The sequence below is a fragment of the Streptomyces sp. NPDC050439 genome, assembly GCF_040655335.1.
Taxonomy (GTDB): domain Bacteria; phylum Actinomycetota; class Actinomycetes; order Streptomycetales; family Streptomycetaceae; genus Streptomyces.
The window spans coordinates 69,177-89,430 of sequence record NZ_JBFAJT010000004.1 but is presented as its reverse complement, the minus strand read 5'-3'; the positions used below and the strand labels follow the sequence as shown (position 1 = coordinate 89,430).

General features: G+C 71.1%; 14 protein-coding genes and 1 riboswitch. Of the genes, 6 read left to right on the top strand and 8 right to left on the bottom strand.

From position 1 onward, the window contains the following. Window positions 1–5: 5 nt before the first annotated feature. From sucC to AB0I66_RS17705, 6 genes are all read right to left on the bottom strand, one after another. A complete protein-coding gene (gene sucC, locus AB0I66_RS17730; protein WP_363208788.1) occupies window positions 6–1,184 on the bottom strand; it encodes an ADP-forming succinate--CoA ligase subunit beta in 1,179 nt (392 codons plus the stop codon). A 308-nt stretch (window positions 1,185–1,492) separates the two neighbouring features. Next, window positions 1,493–2,461 carry a hypothetical protein gene (locus AB0I66_RS17725; protein ID WP_363208787.1) on the bottom strand — a complete coding sequence of 323 codons (969 nt, stop codon included), beginning with the start codon at window positions 2,459–2,461 and terminating at the stop codon, window positions 1,493–1,495. Window positions 2,462–2,585: 124 nt separating this feature from the next. Continuing rightward, window positions 2,586–3,542: a hypothetical protein gene (locus tag AB0I66_RS17720; RefSeq protein WP_363208786.1), complete on the bottom strand. Its 957-nt coding sequence runs from the start codon at window positions 3,540–3,542 to the stop codon at window positions 2,586–2,588. A 131-nt stretch (window positions 3,543–3,673) separates the two neighbouring features. After that, a complete protein-coding gene (locus AB0I66_RS17715) occupies window positions 3,674–4,822 on the bottom strand; it encodes a VWA domain-containing protein (RefSeq protein WP_363209373.1) in 1,149 nt (382 codons plus the stop codon). Between the two features lie 422 nt (window positions 4,823–5,244). Beyond that, the gene (locus AB0I66_RS17710; RefSeq protein WP_363208785.1) at window positions 5,245–7,671 is read right to left on the bottom strand and encodes a DUF5682 family protein; all 2,427 of its coding nucleotides are present in this window, start codon (window positions 7,669–7,671) and stop codon (window positions 5,245–5,247) included. 96 nt (window positions 7,672–7,767) lie between these two features. Next, on the bottom strand, window positions 7,768–8,913 hold the full coding sequence (locus AB0I66_RS17705) for an AAA family ATPase (protein WP_363208784.1): 1,146 nt from the start codon (window positions 8,911–8,913) through the stop codon (window positions 7,768–7,770). A gap of 155 nt (window positions 8,914–9,068) precedes the next feature. On the opposite strand from AB0I66_RS17705, the gene AB0I66_RS17700 reads away from it, so the two are divergent. From AB0I66_RS17700 to AB0I66_RS17690, 3 genes are read left to right on the top strand one after another with little or no spacing between them, the layout of a single operon-like run. Beyond that, window positions 9,069–10,451 (top strand): SWIM zinc finger family protein, encoded by a 1,383-nt coding sequence (locus AB0I66_RS17700; RefSeq protein ID WP_363208783.1) that lies wholly within the window; start codon window positions 9,069–9,071, stop codon window positions 10,449–10,451. After that, window positions 10,445–10,609 (top strand): hypothetical protein, encoded by a 165-nt coding sequence (locus AB0I66_RS17695; RefSeq protein ID WP_363208782.1) that lies wholly within the window; start codon window positions 10,445–10,447, stop codon window positions 10,607–10,609. Before AB0I66_RS17700 ends, AB0I66_RS17695 begins: the two co-directional genes overlap by 7 nt. A 51-nt stretch (window positions 10,610–10,660) precedes the next feature. Next, window positions 10,661–12,358, top strand: a complete 1,698-nt coding sequence (locus tag AB0I66_RS17690; RefSeq protein ID WP_363208781.1) for a DUF5691 domain-containing protein — start codon at window positions 10,661–10,663, stop codon at window positions 12,356–12,358. Between the two features lie 80 nt (window positions 12,359–12,438). Here the strand turns inward: AB0I66_RS17690 and AB0I66_RS17685 are convergent, their stop codons facing one another. After that, window positions 12,439–12,855: a cobalamin B12-binding domain-containing protein gene (locus AB0I66_RS17685; protein WP_160506729.1), complete on the bottom strand. Its 417-nt coding sequence runs from the start codon at window positions 12,853–12,855 to the stop codon at window positions 12,439–12,441. Between the two features lie 404 nt (window positions 12,856–13,259). Between AB0I66_RS17685 and AB0I66_RS17680 the strand changes: the two genes are divergently transcribed. Beyond that, the gene (locus tag AB0I66_RS17680; RefSeq protein WP_363208780.1) at window positions 13,260–14,114 is read left to right on the top strand and encodes an alpha/beta fold hydrolase; all 855 of its coding nucleotides are present in this window, start codon (window positions 13,260–13,262) and stop codon (window positions 14,112–14,114) included. A 207-nt stretch (window positions 14,115–14,321) separates the two neighbouring features. Then, window positions 14,322–15,965 (top strand): peptidoglycan DD-metalloendopeptidase family protein, encoded by a 1,644-nt coding sequence (locus AB0I66_RS17675; protein WP_363208779.1) that lies wholly within the window; start codon window positions 14,322–14,324, stop codon window positions 15,963–15,965. Window positions 15,966–15,994: 29 nt separating this feature from the next. On the opposite strand, the gene pcrA is transcribed toward AB0I66_RS17675, so the two are convergent. Then, complete coding sequence (pcrA, locus tag AB0I66_RS17670) at window positions 15,995–18,535, bottom strand: DNA helicase PcrA (protein WP_363208778.1); 2,541 nt, start codon at window positions 18,533–18,535, stop codon at window positions 15,995–15,997. A gap of 243 nt (window positions 18,536–18,778) precedes the next feature. Next, a riboswitch (cyclic di-AMP (ydaO/yuaA leader) is annotated at window positions 18,779–18,936 on the top strand. Window positions 18,937–18,943: 7 nt separating this feature from the next. Between pcrA and AB0I66_RS17665 the strand changes: the two genes are divergently transcribed. Beyond that, complete coding sequence (locus AB0I66_RS17665; protein ID WP_363208777.1) at window positions 18,944–20,152, top strand: C40 family peptidase; 1,209 nt, start codon at window positions 18,944–18,946, stop codon at window positions 20,150–20,152. The last annotated feature ends 102 nt before the right edge of the window (window positions 20,153–20,254 follow it).

Here is a 20,254-nt window from a genome sequence, read left to right as displayed (position 1 = left end):
TTCCCTTACTTCGCAGCCGCGAGCTCGGCGGCCTTGTCGGCCGCGCCGTCCATGGTGTCCACGCGCTGCACGAGCGGGTGGTTGGCGTCGCTCAGGATCTTGCGACCCAGCTCCGCGTTGTTGCCGTCGAGGCGCACGACCAGCGGCTTCTCGACCTTCTCGCCCTTTGAGGCGAGCAGTTCGAGGGCCTGCACGATGCCGTTGGCGACCTCGTCGCACGCGGTGATGCCACCGAAGACGTTGACGAAGACGGACTTGACGTCCGAGTCGCCCAGGATGATCTCCAGGCCGTTCGCCATGACCTCGGCGGAGGCGCCGCCACCGATGTCGAGGAAGTTGGCCGGCTTCACGCCGCCGTGGTTCTCACCGGCGTACGCGACGACGTCCAGCGTCGACATGACCAGACCGGCACCGTTACCGATGATGCCGACCTCGCCGTCGAGCTTGACGTAGTTGAGGTTCTTGGCCTTGGCGGCAGCCTCGAGCGGGTTGGCTGCGTCCTTGTCCTCGAGTGCCTCGTGGTCGGCCTGGCGGAAGTCGGCGTTCTCGTCGAGCGAGACCTTGCCGTCCAGGGCCAGGATGCGGCCGTCCTTGGTCTTGACGAGGGGGTTGACCTCGACGAGGAGCGCGTCCTCGGCGACGAAGGTGTCCCACAGGGTCACCATCGCCTCGGCGACGCCCTCGGCCACCTCGGCCGGGAACTTCGCCTGGGCCACGATCTCGCGGGCCTTCTCGATGTTCACGCCCTCGACGGCGTTGACCGGGACCTTCGCGAGGGCCTCGGGGGTCTTCTCCGCGACCTCCTCGATGTCCATGCCGCCCTGCACCGACGCCATGGCGAGGAAGGTGCGGTTGGTGCGGTCGAGGAGGTACGAGACGTAGTACTCCGCCTCGATCTCCGGGGACAGCTCGGCGATCATCACCTTGTGGACCGTGTGGCCCTTGATGTCCATCCCGAGGATGTCCGTCGCGCGAGCGACGGCCTCTTCCGGGTTGTCGGCCAGCTTCACGCCGCCGGCCTTGCCGCGGCCACCGACCTTCACCTGTGCCTTGACGACCGACTTGCCGCCCAGCTTCTCGGTGGCCTCGCGCGCCGCCTCAGGCGTGTCGATGACTTCACCGGCCAGCACCGGTACACCGTGCTTGGCGAAGAGGTCCCTCGCCTGGTACTCGAACAGGTCCACGCGCGTCCGTCCCTTTTCCGTGATCTCGCTGCGATCTCGCTGCTTTGTGGTCAGCTGTCTGCGTGGGCGTGCCGCGGAGGGCAACGTGACTGCGCTGTCACAAGGGAGGCGTAGGACGGAGTCCGGTACGCGGCATGTCCGTCTCGCAGGTTATCGCCGTGGGCCGTAGGTCCCTAAATCGCAGATCACATTTGGGCGGTGATGACTGTCACAGATCACGGGCCAGGGGACGGAGCGGGCGGCCCCTGAGGTGACAGGGGCCGCCCGTTTGCTGCTGTTACGGCTGGTACAGCTCTGTTCTGGTGGTGTCAGACGGCGTACGTCGTGGCGTTGGTCGTGGCGTTGGTCGTGGCGTTGGTCGTGGCGTTGTACGCCTGCTCGTACGTCGGCAGGTAATCCGGGGTGACCGAGCCGGCCACGCCCTGGACGCCGGAGACGGCGTTCCCGGCGAGGGTCCGCACGTCGGGGGCGACAGTGCCCGTCAGGTCCCGCGCGAACGGCGAGACCTGGCCGACGACCCCGCCTGCGAACGGCTGGACGTCGCCCGTGACGCCGTACGCGAGCTCGCCCGCGCTGCCGCCGACGCCCTGCACGACCGGCCGCACCTGGTCGGTGACGGTCCGCACGAGCGGCGAGACCGAGTCGACGACGCCGCCCGCGAAGGGCCGCACGTCGTCGCCGACGACACCCTGCGCGAACGGCGGGACCTCGCCGACGATCCCACCGGCGAACGGCTGGACGTCGCCGACCACGCCCTGCGCCAGGTAACCGGCGTCCCCGACCGCCTGCCCGGCGACCGGCACGACACCGTCGACGGCGGTGGCGGCGACCGGCGGCAGCACGGCCGCGGCGGTCTCGTCGACGATCGGGGCGGCGGTCGCGGGGGCCTTGGTCGCGGCGGCTTCGACCTCCGGGGCAAAGACGGAGAGCGGACCGAAGAGGTAGTCGACGGAGTCTTCGGGGGTACGGACGTCCGGCGTGCTGACGTCCGGCGTGCTGACGTCCGGCGTGCTGACCTCGGGGGTCTTGAGCTGCTCGGGGGCCTTGATCTGCTCTGCGGCCTTGGGAGTGGCGGGCTTCGCTTCGGCGACGGTGGACTCCGCCTCGGCCTTGACGTCGTCGACCGCGTCGACCGCGTCGACCGCGTCGGAAGCGTTGTCCGGCAGGGCGACGGAGTGCTGCGGCAGCTCGTCCGCGCTGGCCACGGCGGAACCGAGTGCCCAGGCACCCGTGACACCGGCGGCTATGACGATGGAACGGCGAATGTTCTTGTTCATGCGTGCTTCAGATCCTTCGAATTCTGGCGATGAATCCGACCTGGAGGCGTACGTAAGTACGTCCGGTCGGCGGGCAGACCTTTGCCACCCCCGCGCGGCAGGTCTTCGCGGGGAAAGGGCTGCCCTAGCCAGGGAATTCGGGAATGTCCCGGTGTCGTTCGAGGACCGGCGCGGAAACCTGAGCCGCTTCGACGCCCCGCAGAAACCGCACCGGCGCACGGCTGTCGGACGAGGCGGCACACGGATCACCGTGCCGCGTCGAACTGCCGTCACCGGCCGACTGCCCGCCCAGCGTCCGCGCGGGATCACCGGGCACGGACGGGAACGGCTCCTGCCCGGTGCGGTTCACGTCACCCGAATCGGCGCCACTCACCTGCTGACCGGCCAGGTACGCCTCGCCGGTACCGGCGAAGGGGAGGGGGAGGGCGGGGCTGAGACTGCGGGCGCGGGCACCCGTTCCGTACGAGGACTCGCCCCGCGTCCCGTGCTTCGCGGAAGCCGCCTCGCCCTGCCCGCCGTGCGGTGCGTGGGGCTCGGCACCGCAGTCTTCACCGGGGCCGGTCTGCGGCAGCTCAGGCACGCCGGGGAGGCCGGGAAGACCGGGTGCTCCGGGGAAGCCGGGAGCTTCGGGGAGGACCCGCTGCCGCGCACCCTCGACGACTCCGGTGACCCCGCCCACGTCCGGCGCGACCGGCGCGACCGGCCGCGCAACACCTCGCGCGGCGGCCCGCACCACGGGCTCGGCGGCATCGACCACAGGCTCCACGACGGGCTTCACGACGGGCTCGACCGCAGCACGACGCACGACTTCACGCCCGTCCCGCGCAACCTCGGCCACCCGCTCCCGCACCGGTTCCGCAGATCGCGCCGATGCCGCAGACGGCACCGGTTCGGCGGACCGTACCGACTCCACACGTTCCGGAGCCGGCACACCGTCCGCCGCCTGCGCACGCTCGCCGCAGATCAATCCCAGCGCGAGCAACCCAGCCAGCAACAGCACCACTTGCAGCGCACGCCGCCCGGCCACGGCGCGCGTCACGCGCACAGCGGCATCGGGCAGAACGACTGCTGCGGGAGTCAAGACGAGAAGGTTCCTCTGCTGGGCCGGGGTACCCGGCTGCTGGTCCGACCGGGCGCGAAGCACGACGCTCGCTCCGGGAGTGAAGCCCGCCGATCCTCGCACGGGCCGCCCGCCCCCGCGCAAGCCCCCTGTTACCGATGCGTATTCATGTCCGGTATGGGCAGAGGACGCTTCTCGATCGCCGCTGCCATCACCTCCGGGAAGAGGTCGGGGGTGCAGGCGAAGGCCGGTGCGTCCAACGCCGAGAGCGCTGCCGCGTGTTCACGGTCGTACGCGGGTGTCCCCTCGTCGGAGAGCGCGAGCAGCGTCACGAACTGCACGCCGGACGCCTTCATCGCCGCGACCCGCTTCAGCATCTCGTCGCGTATGCCTCCTTCGTAGAGGTCGCTGATGAGGACGACGATGGTGTCGGCGGGCCGGGTGATCTGCGACTGGCAGTACGCGAGCGCCCGGTTGATGTCGGTACCGCCCCCCAACTGCGTGCCGAACAGCACGTCCACCGGATCGTCGAGCTGGTCGGTCAGGTCGACGACGTTCGTGTCGAAGACGACGAGCCGCGTGTTGAGCGACCGCATCGAACCGAGCACGGCGCCGAACACCGAGGCGTAGACGACGGACGCGGCCATCGAGCCCGACTGGTCGATGCAGAGGATGACCTCCTTCTTCACGGACTGCGCCGCCCGCCCGTACCCGATGAGGCGTTCGGGGACGATCGTCTTGTGCTCCGGCAGGTAGTTCTTGAGGTTGGCCGCGATGGTGCGGTTCCAGTCGATGTCGTGGTGGCGCGGTCTGCTGACCCGGGCGCTGCGGTCCAGTGCGCCGGTGAGGGTGGCGCGGGTGCGCGTGGCGAGCCGCTTCTCGAGGTCCTCGACCACCTTGCGCACGACGGCCCGCGCGGTCTCCTTGGTGGTCTCCGGCATGGCCTTGTTGAGGGAGAGAAGGGTCCCCACCAGGTGTACGTCGGCTTCCACGGCCTCCAGCATCTCGGGCTCCAGGAGCAGCGTCGACAGACCGAGCCGCTCGATGGCGTCGCGCTGCATCACCTGGACGACGGACGTGGGGAAGTACTTCCGGATGTCCCCGAGCCAACGCGACACGGACGGCGCGGAAGCCCCCAGCCCCGCCGACCGGTCCCGCGACCGCTCCTTCTTCCCTCCGTCCCTGCCCTCTCCCCCGTACAACGCACCAAGCGCCCCGTCCATCGCCGCATCCCGCCCGACAAGCTCACACCCGGTCCCCTCACCTTCCCCCCCACCCAGAACAAGCCGCCACCGCCGCATCCGCTCCCCGGCAGCGTCCCCACCCTGTCCACCCACATCCGCCCCCGAGTCACCCCGCACCACGCCGACACGCGCCCCCTGACCCACCCCAGCAGACCCACCCTGAACCCCCGCAGCCCGCACACCCTCCTGCACCACCGCAGCCTCCACACCCCGAGCCACCGCAGCACGCCCACCCTGAGCTACGGAAGCCTGCACACCTCGAACTGCCCCGGCCTGCCCACCCTGAGCTACGGAAACCTGCACACCCCGAACTGCCCCGGCCTGCCCACCCTGAGCCACGGAAGCCCGCACACCCCGAACTGCCCCGGCCTGCGCACCCCCAGCCACCGCATCTCCCTCCCTTCGAGCCCCCGCATCTCCCGCCCCGCCACCCGCCATTGCCTCAGCACCCTCCGACCTGCCCCGAGCGACGTCCCGCGTCATCGGCTCACCCTCACAAGATCGTTGCCGTCATTGGCCCCACGTCCGCCCTCAGGCCCACTCTCGGCGCCGACCCCGTCCCCGACTCCGATCCCAACCCCCAGCAGCAGGCTCAGCACCGGCAGCACCGCGTCCGCCCGCTCCCCGTCCAGCTCCGCCCCGAAGCCAGGTATCCCGCCGGCGACGGTCGCGGCGCCGCTCCCAGACGGCCCGCGCCGCACCAGTTCGCCCAACGTCCGCCGTACTCCCGGTTCGTACGCCGAGAAGGTGCGCCTCAACAGTGGGAGTACGTCGGTGAAGGCGCGGTCGGGGACACCGGTCAGCCAGTCGTCGACCAGCCCGAGCAGCCGTTCGTCGTGCACGAGCAGCATGCCGCCACCCGAGCCGCCCCCTACGAAACCCTCGATCCAGGCCGCGGCTTCGGCGGGTTCCGTGCCCCGTGACAGGGCGAGCCCCATGAAACGGGCGGTCTCGTCCTCGGCCAACTCGCCGCTGTCCGTCAGGATTCGCACGCACCGCCCACGCACCACCCCCGCAACGCTGTCCCGCTCCCCCAGCACCCGCAGCACGGAGTACCACCGCCCCCGCATACCGGCCCCCGGCGGGGACGGCCGCTCCCCCAGCTCCCCCAGCTCCCCCAGCAAGCCCACCGCCTGGTGAACCGCGTCCACATGCCCCCGCATCTCGAGCGCCGCGTCCCCGTCGAGCCCCGCGCACGCGGGCGGCAGCCCTACGAACACCCGCTCGGCCAGGCCCACGGCCACCTCACCGAGGGCAACGGTGTCGGTGCCCCGCACATCCCCGTACCGGAGTGACCGCACCAACGCGGGCAACGCCTGCGCCAGATGCCCGACATCCGCATCCAGCGCCGCCCGGTCCGCGAGGACCCGCATCACCACCGGCAACGCGTCCGGCAACTCGGCCAGCAGACACCGCTCGGCCAGCGCCGTGACATCGGACAGCGCCCCGGCCCCGACGGCATCGGACTCGGCCCGCGCGGTGGCCGCCGCCATCACGGTCGTCCCCCAGACCCCCGCCTCCGCCACCCGCACGGAAAGCTCCGGCTCCCACCGCAGCCGCCACGTCTCCCGGAACGTCCCCGTGCTCCCCCGCGACTCCACGGGCTCGCCCCAGCCGATCCCGAGCAGCCGCAGGCGATGCAGCAGCCTGCTGCGCGCCGCGTCCGTGTCCTTGCGCAGGTCGAGCTCCAACTCCCGTTCCAGCGCCTCGGGCTTGAGCCGGAGCTTTCGCTGGAGCCGCGTGAGATCCCGCTGCAACGGCACCGCCGGCGCGGAGTCCGGCACCTCCCCCAGGACATCCCCGACGACGAGCTTGTCGTGCACGAGGGAGAGCGGCACGTCCGACCCCTCGCACATCACCGCCCGGATCGCGTCCGTCGTCTCGGTGAGCCCCGGCAGCGGACGCCCCCGCATCACCGCGAGCGTGTCCGCGAGCCGCACCGCCTCGATGACATGCGCGGACGACACCATCCTGTCCTCGTCCCGGAGGAGCCGCGCGACCTTGGTCAGCCACCGCTCGACGGGCCGGTCGGGCGCGCCGAACAGATGCCCGTACCAACCCGGCGACGCGATCCCCGCCCCGTACCCGCTGGCCCGGGAGAGGCGGCGGTGCGTCCAGGGCACCCAGGTCATGTCGACCTTCACCTTCGGCAGCCCCTTGAGCAGCGCCCGGTCGGCCGCGACCGGCACCTTCTGCCGCAGCGCAGGCACATGCCAGGCCCCGCACACGACCGCGACCTCATCCGCCCCGAACTCCCGCTGCGCCGCACGCACTTGAATGCGCATGAACGCCTCGCGCACCAGGTCCCGGTCGTGCCCGCCCGTCCCGTACTCCTCGCGCAGCGCCGCCATGGCCTCGCCCAGCGCGTCGAACGGAGCGAACACGTCACCGCCCCCGTGCCGGTGTTCGACGACGTCCTCCCACCACCGCTCCGGATCGTCGTACCCGGCGGTCTCGGCGAGCACCGCCAGCGGATCGATCCGCACCGCGTCGACGTCCGCGTCCCCCGCGGCCCCGGGTTCGCCCGGCTCCCCCTCCGCGGCGTCCTGCGCCCCCTCCGTCCCCTCGGCCCGCGCCAGCGAATGCGCCGCCGGAAGATCCATGAACCGGACCGGAACCCCCGCCCCCGCGGCCCACTTGATCGCGACCCACTCGGGCGAGAACTCCGCAAGGGGCCAGAACGCCGACCGGCCCGGCTCGTCGACCACATGCGCGAGCAGCGCGACCGGCGGCCGCATCCCCTCGTCCGCCGCGAGCGCCACCAGCGCGTCGGCTTCCGGCGGCCCCTCGATCAGCACCACACGCGGCGCGCCCGCCTCAAGCGCGGCCCGCACCGCACGCGCCGAACCCGGCCCGTGATGCCTCACTCCCAGCAGCAAAGGCCCCTCGCCAGCCCGTGTCGTCATCCCCCGCACCTCGCCGCTCATGTCCACTCCTCCCCGTCACCCGCGAACCAGCCACCGTCACACCGACACCCGCATCCACGCCCACGCCCCCGTTCGTCACGCGCTCACCTCACGGCACGCGCGGTAGAAGTCCTTCCATCCGTCACGCTCCCGGACCACCGCCTCCAGGTACTCCTGCCAGATCACCCGGTCCGCCGCCGGGTCACGGACGACCGCGCCGAGGATGCCCGCCGCGACATCCCCCGGCCGCAGCACGCCGTCCCCGAAGTGGGCTGCCAGGGCGAGGCCGTTGGTCACCACGGAGATCGCCTCGGCCGTCGAGAGCGTGCCGCTCGGCGACTTCACCTTCGTACGCCCGTCGGCCGTGACCCCGTCCCGCAGCTCACGGAAGACGGTGACGACGCGGCGTATCTCGTCGATCCCCTCGGGCCCGGACGGCAGGTCGAGCGAGCGCCCGATCTGGTCGACGCGCCGCGACACGATGTCGACCTCGGCCTCGGCGGTCTCGGGCAGCGGAAGGACCACCGTGTTGAAGCGGCGGCGCAGCGCGCTCGACAGGTCGTTCACCCCGCGGTCGCGGTTGTTGGCCGTGGCGATGAGGTTGAAGCCGCGCACGGCCTGCACCTCCTGGCCCAACTCCGGTATGGGAAGGGTCTTCTCCGACAGGATCGTGATCAGCGTGTCCTGTACGTCCGCGGGGATGCGGGTCAGCTCCTCGACCCGTGCCGTCATGCCGTCGGCCATGGCCCGCATGACGGGACTCGGCACGAGCGCGTCGCGGCTGGGGCCGTGCGCGAGCAGCTGCGCGTAGTTCCAGCCGTACCGGATCGCTTCCTCCGGCGTGCCGGCCGTGCCCTGCACGAGCAGCGTCGAGTCCCCGCTCACGGCGGCCGCCAGATGCTCGGACACCCACGTCTTCGCGGTGCCGGGCACGCCGAGCAGGAGCAGGGCACGGTCCGTGGCGAGGGTGGTGACGGCGACCTCGACGATGCGGCGCGGCCCCACGTACTTCGGCGAGATCACCGTCCCGTCGGGCAGCGTGCCACCGAGCAGATACGTCGCGACCGCCCAGGGCGAGAGCCGCCAGCGGGCAGGCCTGGGCCGGTCGTCCTGCGCGGCGAGCGCGGCCAGTTCGGCGGCGAATGCCTGCTCGGCGTGCGGCCGCAGCGCCTCCGCCGGCGCGGTTGTGGACGCGGGGTGGTTCTCGGTCGACGAGGTCGTCGAGTCGACGGACACGGTCATGGAGCGATCCCCCTCCAACTCGTCCGGGCGCATCTGGCCCGGATGTGGTTCCCACCGTGCACCACGCCACTGACAATCGACCCGCGCACACCGTTGACCTGCACGGATATCGAGTGCGGGGTCGATTGTCAGTGGCGGGATCTACCTTCGATGACATGACTCAGCAGGGGGTGCGCTGGACGGCGGATCAGGTGCTGGCACTGGCGCCTGACGCCCCGTCACGCAAGGCGGGAAGCAAACTCGGCGTCGCCGGCCCATGGTCGGAGGCGGGCAGTTCGGGCGAGGGGGCAGTGTGGGGACTGTGCAAGGGAAGTGGCAGCAAGCCGTATCAGACGGTCGTCGACATCGCGGACATCACCGGCGCCGCGGGCCCGGCGTACAAGTGCAGTTGTCCGAGCCGCAAGTTCCCGTGCAAACACGCGCTCGGGCTGCTGCTGCTCTGGTCGGGCGAGGACGGGTCGGTCGGTGCGGTGCCGGACGGGCAGCCGCCGGGGTGGGCCGAGGAGTGGCTTGCGGGGCGCCGCAAGAGAGCGGAGACGAAGCGTGCCCCGGACGCCGGGCCGGGCGCACCTGTCGCAGATCCCGAGGGCGCACGCCGCAGGGCGGAGCGCCGGGCCGAGCGGGTCACGGCGGGGGTGACGGAGCTGGAGCAGCGCCTCTCCGATCTGCTGCGGGGCGGCATAGCCGCGGCTGAGCAGACGGGGTACGGCCTGTGGGAGGAGACGGCCGCCCGCATGGTGGACGCCCAGGCGCCCGGCCTGGCCTCGCGCGTGCGGGAGTTGGGGGCCATCCCGTCATCGGGCCCCGGCTGGCCGGTGCGGATGCTGGAGGAGTGCGCGCTCCTGCACCTCCTCGACCAGGGCTGGCTGCACCGCGAGCGACTGCCGGAGCCCCTCGCGGCCACGGTCCGCTCCCGTATCGGCCTGCCCACCCCGGCGCAGGGCCCGCCGGCACGGGACCAGTGGCTGGTGCTCGCGCAGTACGACACGGCGGACAGCAAGCTCACCACCCGCCGTATATGGCTGTACGGCACGGAGTCCGGACGGACGGCCCTGCTCCTCTCGTACGGAGCCGCCGGACGCGCACCTGCGCTCGCGCTGCCGGTGGGCCTCGCGCTGGACGCCGAGCTGGCCTCGTATCCGGGTGCCGGGCAGTTGCGGGCCGACCTGGGCGAGCAGTTCGGTGCCCCCACGCCGACCGCCGTCCGGCCACCGGGCGTGCAAACGGAACAGGCCGCGCGCCGGTACGGGGAGATGCTGCGGGACGACCCCTGGCTGGATTCCTGGCCGGTGACGCTGCGCGACGTCATACCGACCCCTCACCCGGGGCCCGCATCCGACGGCTGGCAACTGGTGGATGCGGAAGGCGACATGGCGCTGCCCATTACCCCGTCCGCGGCATCCCGAGCGGGTCTGTGGCGGCTGGTGGCACTTTCCGGAGGCGCTCCGGTGACGGTCTTCGGCGAGTGTGGTCACGAGGGCTTCACCCCTCTGACTGCCTGGCCGCGCGGAGCGGGAGAGGCAGTCGCCCTGTGCTGACTGCCGTCCGGCAGATCAGCAAGGCGCGTAGTTCAGCCGACCCCGGCAGATCCAAGACAGCACCGCCGGACGAAGACCCGAAGGACGCGGACGACGCGGACGACTCGGCCGACGCGAAGTACCTGGAAGACCTGAGAGACCCGAAAGCCCGCAGCTAACCCGAGAGATCAAATAAAGACCCGAGAGTCCCGCCCGGGTGAGGAGTCCACATGACCGGCACCACCGCACTCACCGAAGCGACCGCCACCCCCTGGGAGGACCTGGTCACCGCCGCACTCCTCGGCACCGACCGCCGCACACCCCCCGTACGCACCCAGGACAGGGACGCACCGACCGCCCTCCTTGACGCGGCCGCGGTGCAGACCGTGCGGCGCAGAGCCGGGCTCTCCCCCGCGCCCGCGGCCACACCGCCCGAGCCTGCCGCGGACGACCCGCGGCCCCTGGTGCCGCCGTCGGCGCGGCGCAGGCTCGCCACTCTGCTCACCGATCACCCCGGGGCGGGCGGCGGCGGACGCCGGGGCGCAGTGCCCGACCTGATGGAACTGCTGCCCCAGTGGCTGGCGTTGGCCAACGACCGCGGTTTCGCGGCGCCCCCCGAGCTGCTTCCCGCCCTCCTGAACGCGGCCCGGGGGCGCACCGACCTCCGCCCCCAGGCCCTCGCCTTCGCTGGCCCGCGGGCCCTGTGGCTCGCCCGGCTCAACCCGGACTGGAAGTTCGCGCTCCGTTCGACTCCGGGCGGCGGTGTGGCGCTGCCCGCACCGGAGGAGACAGCTCAGGTGCAACAGCTCTGGGAGGAGGGCTTGTTCGCCGAGCGCGTCGCCCTGCTCGGCGCCGTGCGGGCGCATGACCCGGCCGCCGCACGTGACTTGCTCGCCTCCACCTGGAGCACGGAGCGTGCGGAGGACCGCCTGATGTTCCTCGACTCCCTGCGCACCCATCTGCACGACGCGGACGAGCCGTTCCTGGAACAGGCCCTCACCGACCGCAGCCGCAACGTCCGCGCCACCGCGGCCGAGCTGCTCTCCGCGCTTCCCTCGTCGGCTCTCGCCGCGCGGATGGCGGACCGGGCGGCGTCCTGCGTGGCCATAGACCATGCGCAGGGCACGAAGAACGAGCCGACGCTCACCGTCGAGTCGCCGCACGAGTGCGATGCGGGCATGGAGCGCGACGGCGTCATCCCGAAGCCGCCCGCCGGCCGGGGCGAACGGTCGTGGTGGCTCGGCCAGTTGGTGGAGGCGGCCCCGCTCGGCATCTGGCAGGAACGGCTCGGCGGCCGTTCCCCCGCCGAGATCGTGGCGCTTCCCGTGGCCGACGACTGGCAGAGCGAGCTGCACGCCGCGTGGTGCCGCGCGGCCGTGCGGCAGCGCGACGCGATCTGGTCCCGTGCGCTGCTCGGGGCGCCCTCGTCGCCTGACGCGGCGGGGCCCGGCGCGGCCTCGCTCGCCGAGCGCGCGAAGCTCCTCGCCGCGCTGTCGGCCCGGGAGCGGGCCGAGTGGGTCGCCGGGTTCATCGCGACGCACGGTCTCTCGGAGGCGTTCCAGTTGCTCGGCGTGTGCGCGCTGCCCTGGTCGGAGCCGCTGGGCCGGGCAGTGGTGGACGCGCTGAACATCGCGCGGGACGCCGGGAGTTATCCCTGGAGCTTCAGCGGGGTGATGGGTCTGGCGGAGCGCTGCCTCGACCCGGCGGAGGCGGTCCGGCTCGACGTGCTGACGGCGATACCGGACGAGCCGGAGGACGCGTCGCCCGGCGCGGGCGGCTACTGGTCGGAGGCTTTCCAGCGTCTTGTCAGTACGTTGCGTCTACGCGCGGCGATGCGGGCGGAGCTGGGCGCGGAGCCGGTCAGGCCGGGCGCGGAGCCGGTGAAGCCCGGCGCGGCGCCGGAAGATCCGGGGGTGCCGTCATCTTAGGCACCCCCATCGCGAGGCCGGGCGACGGACCGGTCGCGAGGCCCGGGCGGCCGGGCGGTCCCAGTCCGGCACGGTGGCCGTCAGGCGCCCGCAGGCTGGCGGACGTTCGCCCGGACCCAGTCCACGATCGAAGCCGTCGTGGCCCCGGGAGTGAAGATCTCCGCGACGCCCTTCTCCTTGAGCGGCGCGATGTCCGCCTCGGGGATGATGCCGCCGCCGAACACCTTGATGTCCTCCGCGTCGCGCTCCTTGAGGAGCTCGATCACGCGCGCGAAGAGCGTGTTGTGGGCCCCGGAGAGGATGGACAGACCGATCGCGTCGGCGTCCTCCTGGATCGCGGTGTCCACCACCTGCTCGGGCGTCTGATGCAGGCCGGTGTAGATGACCTCCATACCCGCGTCACGCAGTGCCCTCGCGATCACCTTCGCTCCGCGATCATGACCGTCGAGACCCGGTTTGGCCACCACCACGCGGATCGGACCGGCTGCCACACCCATCACTGCCTCCATGTACCGATATCCATCTGTCCAAGCACTGGCACCCCGTGCCGCACCGGCCGGGGAAGTGAACGAACGTTATCCCCAGCATCTCGCACCCGGCAGTTTCACGGTGGAGAGCGAGGGGGAAATCACACGAAGGGACACGTTCGCTGCGCGCCACTCCCGTGTCCAGCGGCTTTGGGACCGCCCGCGGGACGGCGCAAGGGGAGCCGCAACGAGGTCGCCGTGCCACCGCGCCGTCCGCTGCGCGCCGTGGTGATGCGGCGGATCGGCGATCGCGCCGGTACAGGGTGCGCCGTCGGCGCTGACCACGCACCGCCGTACGACCTCTGCCACGCCTCCCCACTACGGGCACACGGGGGTCAGAGCCGTCCCCCGGCGTGCCGACCGGGAGGTCGACCATGACCATCACGAGGGTCCTGCCCTTTCGCCCGCCCTGTTCTCTGCTGCCCGCCAGACTGGCGGGGCTCTCCATAGCCCTGCTGAAGGCGACCGCACTGGAGGTGGCGATCCTCGCCGGGCATCTCCTCCTCTACCCGTCGGGCATCGCGCAGGAACGCAGGATCGCCGCCGAACTGCCGCCTCCCGACGCGCCCCGGCTCCCCGCGGAGAGCCGGCCGCCGGTCGTCCTGCTGCACGGCTTCATCGACAACCGCTCGGTCTTCGTCCTCCTGCGCCGCTCCCTGGCCCAGCACGGCGGCCAGCACGTGGAGTCCCTCAACTACTCGCCTCTCACCTGCGACATCCGCACCGCGGCCGAGTTGCTCGGCCGCCACATAGAGGAGATCTGCGAGCGCACGGGCCACCACCAGGTGGACATCGTGGGGCACAGCCTCGGCGGCCTGATAGCGCGCTATTACGCGCAGCGCCTGGGCGGCGACGAGCGCGTCCGCACCCTGGTCACCCTCGGCACCCCGCACGAGGGGACGCGGGTCGTGCCGTTCGCCGACGCGCACCCGATCGTGCGCCAGATGCGCCCCGGGTCGGACGTGATCGAGGAGCTGCGGGAGCCCGCACCGGGTTGCCGGACCCGTTTCGTGAGCTTCTGGAGCGATCTGGACCAGCTGATGGCACCGCTCGAGACGGCCTGCGTCAACCACCCCGACCTGATCGCCCAGAACGTACGGGTCTCCGGTATCGGTCATCTCGCCCTGCCCGTGCACCCCGCGGTCGCCTCCGGCATCCGCCAGGCCCTCGATCTGCCTGCTCCGGGGACTCCCGCGAAGGGCGCCGAGAACGGACTCACCGTGGCCTGAGGAGCAGCTCGCGCACCCCGCGGCGAGGGAAAATTGTCGAACGGAGCTCGAACGCAAGGCCAAAGCTGTGCCCGCCGACCGCCGAAAGGCGGCCGAATGCCCGTTTCCTGAGAGCACGAAACCTGCCGAAGATTGTCGTCCCCGCATACCGCCGGGTACAGTCGCCGCACTGCTCTGCCCCCTGCTGCCGAGGCGAAAGAGAAGTTGGTGAACGACCGTCACCCGTCGGGGAGCTCGACACCCCCGGCCTCGGCACCCGCCGACCATGCGCCCTACGCGGCGTATGACCCGCAGAGCACCCAGCACGGCGCCTACACCGGTTACGACAGCTACTCCACCGGAAGCTTCGACACCACGGGCAGCTATGCGGCGGCCGGTCACGACACCGGAAGCTTTGCGTCCGACCCGCTCTTCGGCGACATGCCCGGCAGCTCGTACGACACCGGCCAGTGGTCCACCACGGGGACCCAACAGACGCTGAACCACGACCCGTACGCCGCGCAGCACCAAGCCGCGTACGACACCGGTGGGTACGAGAACGGTGGCTACGACACCGGTGGTTACGACACCGGCGCCCTGTGGTCGACCGGCGGCCACCAGCACCTCACCGCCGACATCCCGGCGCAGCAACCGGGCCCCGAGGCCACGGGCCAGTGGGACGCGGGCACCTGGGACCAGCCGCAGCAGACCGGCCAGTGGCAGACCCAGGCCTTCGACACCGGCGCTTACGACGCGACCGCGTGGAACTCCGCCGACCAGGACATGACGTACGGGACCACCGCGACGCACGATGCGTACGGCACCCCCGAGACACTTGAGGCACACGAGGCGCACGGCACGTACGAGGGCCAGGACACGCCCGGAGCGCCGGACACATACGAGGCTCCCGAACCGTACGAGCATTCGCCTTACGACACCGGGTCCTACGCCACCGCGTCGTACGACTCCGGCCCTCCCTCCCCCGACGCCTACGCTCAACCGGTTCCCGCCGAGCACGAGTTCACACCCGACGAGGCTCCCGCCGATTCACTCGGCCCGGTCGAGCCGACCCGCAGGGTCTCCGCGGGTGACGACGAGCCTCCGCTCATGGACCGTTCGCACGGCTCCCGCTCTCGGGCCCGCCGCCGCTCCCCCGCCAAGCGCTCCGCGCTCTTCACCGTCGCCGTGCCCTCCGCCTGCGTGATGGGCGTCGCGGGTATCGCCGCGGCGTCCGTGGGCAACTTCGGCGGCGACGACGGCAAGGAGACGCAGGCGGCAACGGCCCCGGACCCCACGTCGGTGCAGCCCTCCGCCGCGAACAACAAGCTCGACACGCAGCTGGCGAACCTCTCGGCGGACGCCGGTGACTTCGCGGACCGCGCGAGCCGCACGCAGGAACGTATCGACCTCAAGGCGGAGAAGGTCGCCGCCCAGAAGAAGGCCGCCGAGGAGGCCGCGCGCAAGGAGCGCCTGCGCCCGAAGTTCTCTTTGCCGGTGAAGCAGCACGGTCTGAGCGCGTACTACGGCCAGGCCGGCGTCAACTGGATGTCCGCGCACTCCGGAATCGACTTCCCGGTGTCGTACGGCACCGAGGTGCTCGCCGCCACCGACGGCACGGTCTCCACGAAGTGGAACAGCGCCTACGGCAACATGGCGATCGTGACCGCCAAGGACGGCACGGAGACGTGGTACTGCCACCTCTCCACGCACAAGATCTCCAGCGGCCCCGTCAAGGCGGGCGACCCCATCGCCTTCTCCGGGAACTCCGGCAACTCCACTGGTCCGCACCTGCACTTCGAGGTGCGTCCCGCGGGCGGCTCGGCCATCGACCCGCTGCCGTGGCTGCGCAGCCACAACCTCGACCCGACGTAACTCCGGCCGCCCCCGCGGCTCCTGGGGCCCTAGAGCTTCTCCACCGGCGCGTACCGCAGGAGGAGCCGCTTCGGCTTCGGCTCTCCGAAGTCCACCGTCGCCTCGGCGTTCGCGCCCGTCCCCTTCACGCCGACCACGGTCCCGAGGCCGAACTGGTCGTGCGTGACCCGGTCCCCGACCGCGAGCGCGACCACCGGCTTCTCCGACGCGCGACGCGTGGCGAAGCCCTGGGCGCCGCCGGTCCGCGAGCGGGACGACGACAAGGAGGAGGCGATCCCGGCTGCGGGGCCGGAAGTGGCCGGCGCGCCGACGGAACCCTTCCGCTTCCAGTCCAGGTGCGCCTCCGGGATCTCCTCCAGGAAGCGTGAGGGCGGGTTGTACGAGGGCTGTCCCCAGGCGCTGCGCATCGAGGACCGCGTCAGATAGAGCCGCTCACGCGCGCGCGTGATGCCCACATACGCGAGGCGGCGCTCCTCCTCCAGCTCCTTGACCTGGCCGAGGGAGCGCATGTGCGGGAAGACTCCGTCCTCCATGCCGGTCAGGAAGACGACCGGGAACTCCAGGCCCTTGGCGGTGTGCAGTGTCATCAGCGTGATGACTCCGGAGCCGTCGTCCTCCTCGTCCGGGATCTGGTCGGAGTCGGCGACGAGCGCGACCCTTTCCAGGAACTCGGAGAGCGTGCCGGACACGCCAGTGCCCGCGGCCTCCTCGCCCTCGGTCGCGCCTTCGACTTCGCCTTCGCCTTCGCTGTCGCTGTCGTTGTCGCTTTCAGCGGTCGCCGCACCGCTGTCCTGCTCGAACTCCAGGGCCACGGCGGCGAGTTCCTGGAGGTTCTCGATGCGGGTCTCGTCCTGCGGGTCGGTCGAGGCCTGCAACTCGGCCAGATACCCGGTCCGTTCGAGCACGGCCTCCAGGACCACGGCGGGCCCCGCGCCGGACTCGACGATGGTCCGCAGCTCCTCCATCAGGACGTTGAAACGCTTGACGGCGTTCGCCGAGCGGGCCGCCATTCCGTACGCCTCATCGACGCGCTTCAGGGCCTGCGGGAAGGAGATCTTCTCGCGCTGCGAGAGCGCGTCGATCATCGCCTCCGCGCGGTCACCGATACCCCTCTTGGGCACGTTCAGAATGCGCCGCAGTGGGACGGAGTCCTCCGGGTTGGCGAGCACGCGCAGATACGCGAGGACGTCCCGGACCTCCTTGCGCTCGTAGAAGCGGACGCCGCCGACGACCTTGTAGGGCAGGCCGACGCGGATGAAGATCTCTTCGAAGACACGCGACTGCGCGTTCGTCCGGTAGAAGATCGCGACGTCGCCCGCCTTCGCGTCGCCCGCGTCGGTGAGCCGGTCGATCTCGTCGGCGACGAACTGCGCCTCGTCGTGCTCGGTGTCGGCGACATAGCCGGTGATGCCGGCGCCCGCGCCCGCGTTGGTCCACAGGTTCTTGGGGCGGCGGCTTTCGTTGCGCTCGATGACTGCGTTGGCCGCGGTCAGGATCGTCTGCGTGGAGCGGTAGTTCTGCTCCAGGAGGATCGTGGTCGCGTCGGGGTAGTCCTCCTCGAACTGGAGGATGTTGCGGATCGTCGCGCCGCGGAAGGCGTAGATCGACTGGTCGGCGTCACCCACGACACACAGCTCGGCCGGGTCGTCGCCCTCGCCTCCGGAGGGGCCCACCAGCTCGCGCACCAGGGCGTACTGCGCGTGGTTGGTGTCCTGGTACTCGTCGACCATGACGTGGCGGAAGCGGCGGCGGTAGTGCTCGGCGACGTCCGGGAACGCGCGGAACATGTGGACCGTCGTCATGATCAGGTCGTCGAAGTCGAGGGCGTTCGCCTCGCGCAGCCGCGACTGGTACATCGCGTACGCCTGGGCGAGCGCCTTCTCGAAGCCGTCGGCGGCCTGTCCCGCGAAGGTCTCCTCGTCGATCAGCTCGTTCTTCAGGTTCGAGATCTTGGCGCTGAAGGACTTCGGCGGGAACTTCTTCGGGTCGATGTCCAGGTCACGGCAGACCAGCGCCATCAGCCGCTTGGAGTCGGCGGCGTCGTAGATCGAGAAGGAGGAGGTGAAGCCCAGCTTCTTCGACTCGCGGCGCAGGATGCGGACGCAGGCGCTGTGGAAGGTCGACACCCACATCGCGTTCGCCCGCGGTCCGACGAGCTGCTCGACGCGCTCCTTCATCTCGCCCGCGGCCTTGTTCGTGAACGTGATCGCCAGGATCTGTCCCGGGTGCACGTGCCGCTCGGCCAGGAGATACGCGATGCGGTGCGTCAGGACCCGGGTCTTGCCGGAGCCCGCGCCCGCGACGATGAGCAGCGGTGAGTCCGCGTGCACGACGGCCGCGCGCTGGTTCTCGTTCAGCCCGTCGAGCAGGGCCGCCGGGTCGATCACGGGGCGCGGGGCGCCGCCGCGGTAGTGCGCGTCCCGGGGTACGGGCGCGTCGAACTTCCCGTCGAACAGATCGTCCGGAACGGATTCCGGGGCACTGTCCTCGGGCGGCGGCGGGGGCTCCTCCTCGGAAGCCCGCGAGGGCTTGAGGTCCGCCAGGAAGCTGTCATCAAAGAGGCTGCTCATCGCCTCCCGAGTCTAGGCGGCCCCACTGACAACCCGCCCCGGGTTCCGGCCACGTCCACCCGCACACGGCCCGCCCGCGGATCGTCACGTTCCGCGACTGCGCTGCGTGTCCGCGTCAAGGGCTTCGTAAAGTAACGAAAATGTATCGGGCATATCGAACATCAACCTTCACACGGACCACACGAGTTGGCTACCGTGCTCCGCGGGCTGCTCGTACTCCCACCGGCGAACCCCGCCGGTAACGGGTGGCCTCCGCCGAGTTCGATCTCCTCGGAGCCGGGGACCCACCAAGAACTTGGGGTGAATCGGTCCCGTACGCAGTACGGGACTGTAGGGCAACCTTCCGGAACCACCCGCCCGAACCCGACAGCTAACCCGGTAGGCGGTCTACGGAAGGAGTCGCCTCCCTTGGCGTCGCACCGCAAGCCGCGGGCCCGCATCACCGGTCTGCGCACCGCTCCGGCCCTCGGCATCACGACGGCAGCCCTCACCTCCGTGGCCCTCCTGTCACAGAGCGCGCAAGCGGCACCGTCAGCGCCCCGGAAGCCCAGCCTCGAAGAGGTGCAGAAGAAGGTCGACGACCTCTACCACCAGGCGGGCGTGGCCACCCAGAAGTACAACTCGGTCAAGGAGCGCACCGACAAGCAGCGCAAGAAGGTCGACACCCTTCTCGACGACGTGGCCGAGCGCGCCGACAAGCTGAACGAGGCCCGCCGGCAGCTGGGCACGTTCGCCGCGGCCCAGTACCGCACCGGCGGCGTCTCCGAGACCGCCACGATGATGCTCGCCGACGACCCGCAGGGGTACTTCGACCAGAACCACCTGTCGGACCGGCTGACCGCACGCCAGAAGAAGGCGGTCGACGACTACCAGACGCAGCAGGCCTCGGCCACGAAGCAGCGCACGAAGGCCGCCAAGAGCCTGGAGACGCTGAGCGACTCGCGGAACGATCTGCGGACGAGCAAGCAGACCGTCCAGAAGAAGCTGGGCAAGGCGCGCACGCTGCTCTCGGAGCTGACGGCCGAGGAGAAGGCGCGGCTCGCGGCGATCGAGAAGAAGAAGGAAGAAGAGGCCAAGCGCAAGGCCGCCGAGCTGGCGCGCAAGCAGGAGGCCGAGGCGGAGGCCAAGCGCAAGGCGGCGGAAGAGGCCGCGGCCAAGGAGCGCGAGAAGGAGACCCCGGACTCGGGCACGGGGTCGGGTACGGGCTCGGGTTCCGACACCGGCACGGGTTCCGGCTCCGGCTCCGGCGGCACGGACAGTGGTTACGCGACGAAGGCCGCGAAGGTGATCAACTTCGCCGAGGCGCAGATCGGCAAGCCGTATGTGTGGGGCGCGACCGGGCCCGACTCCTACGACTGCTCCGGGCTCACCCAGGACGCGTGGAAGGCCGCGGGGATCTCTCTGCCGCGTACGACGTGGGACCAGGTGAAGGTCGGCACGACCGTGAAGACGGCCGACGCCAAGCCCGGCGACCTGGTGTTCTTCTACGACGACATCAGCCACGTCGGGATCTACATCGGCGACGGCAAGATGATCCACGCCCCGAAGCCGGGTACGAACGTCCGCGTCGAGTCGATCTACTACATGCCCATCCACAGTGTGGTGCGGCCCGCCTGAGCACTCGCCCAGGAACCCACCTACGCGCGCGTGGCGGGGGGGGCGGGCGGCGGGGTGGGCGGCCGGCAGGCCCGCGGGACGGCGGGTATCCGTGGGCCGAAA

Excerpts from the sequence above, each read along its gene's own strand:
- AB0I66_RS17705 (WP_363208784.1), bottom strand. The coding sequence starts at position 8,913 with ATGACCGTGTCCGTCGACTCGACGACCTCGTCGACCGAGAACCACCCC.
- AB0I66_RS17725 (WP_363208787.1), bottom strand. The coding sequence starts at position 2,461 with ATGAACAAGAACATTCGCCGTTCCATCGTCATAGCCGCCGGTGTCACG.
- AB0I66_RS17700 (WP_363208783.1), top strand. The coding sequence starts at position 9,069 with ATGACTCAGCAGGGGGTGCGCTGGACGGCGGATCAGGTGCTGGCACTG.
- AB0I66_RS17690 (WP_363208781.1), top strand. The coding sequence starts at position 10,661 with ATGACCGGCACCACCGCACTCACCGAAGCGACCGCCACCCCCTGGGAG.
- AB0I66_RS17680 (WP_363208780.1), top strand. The coding sequence starts at position 13,260 with ATGACCATCACGAGGGTCCTGCCCTTTCGCCCGCCCTGTTCTCTGCTG.
- AB0I66_RS17685 (WP_160506729.1), bottom strand. The coding sequence starts at position 12,855 with ATGGGTGTGGCAGCCGGTCCGATCCGCGTGGTGGTGGCCAAACCGGGT.
- pcrA (WP_363208778.1), bottom strand. The coding sequence starts at position 18,535 with ATGAGCAGCCTCTTTGATGACAGCTTCCTGGCGGACCTCAAGCCCTCG.
- AB0I66_RS17710 (WP_363208785.1), bottom strand. The coding sequence starts at position 7,671 with ATGACGACACGGGCTGGCGAGGGGCCTTTGCTGCTGGGAGTGAGGCAT.
- AB0I66_RS17715 (WP_363209373.1), bottom strand. The coding sequence starts at position 4,822 with ATGCGGCGGTGGCGGCTTGTTCTGGGTGGGGGGGAAGGTGAGGGGACC.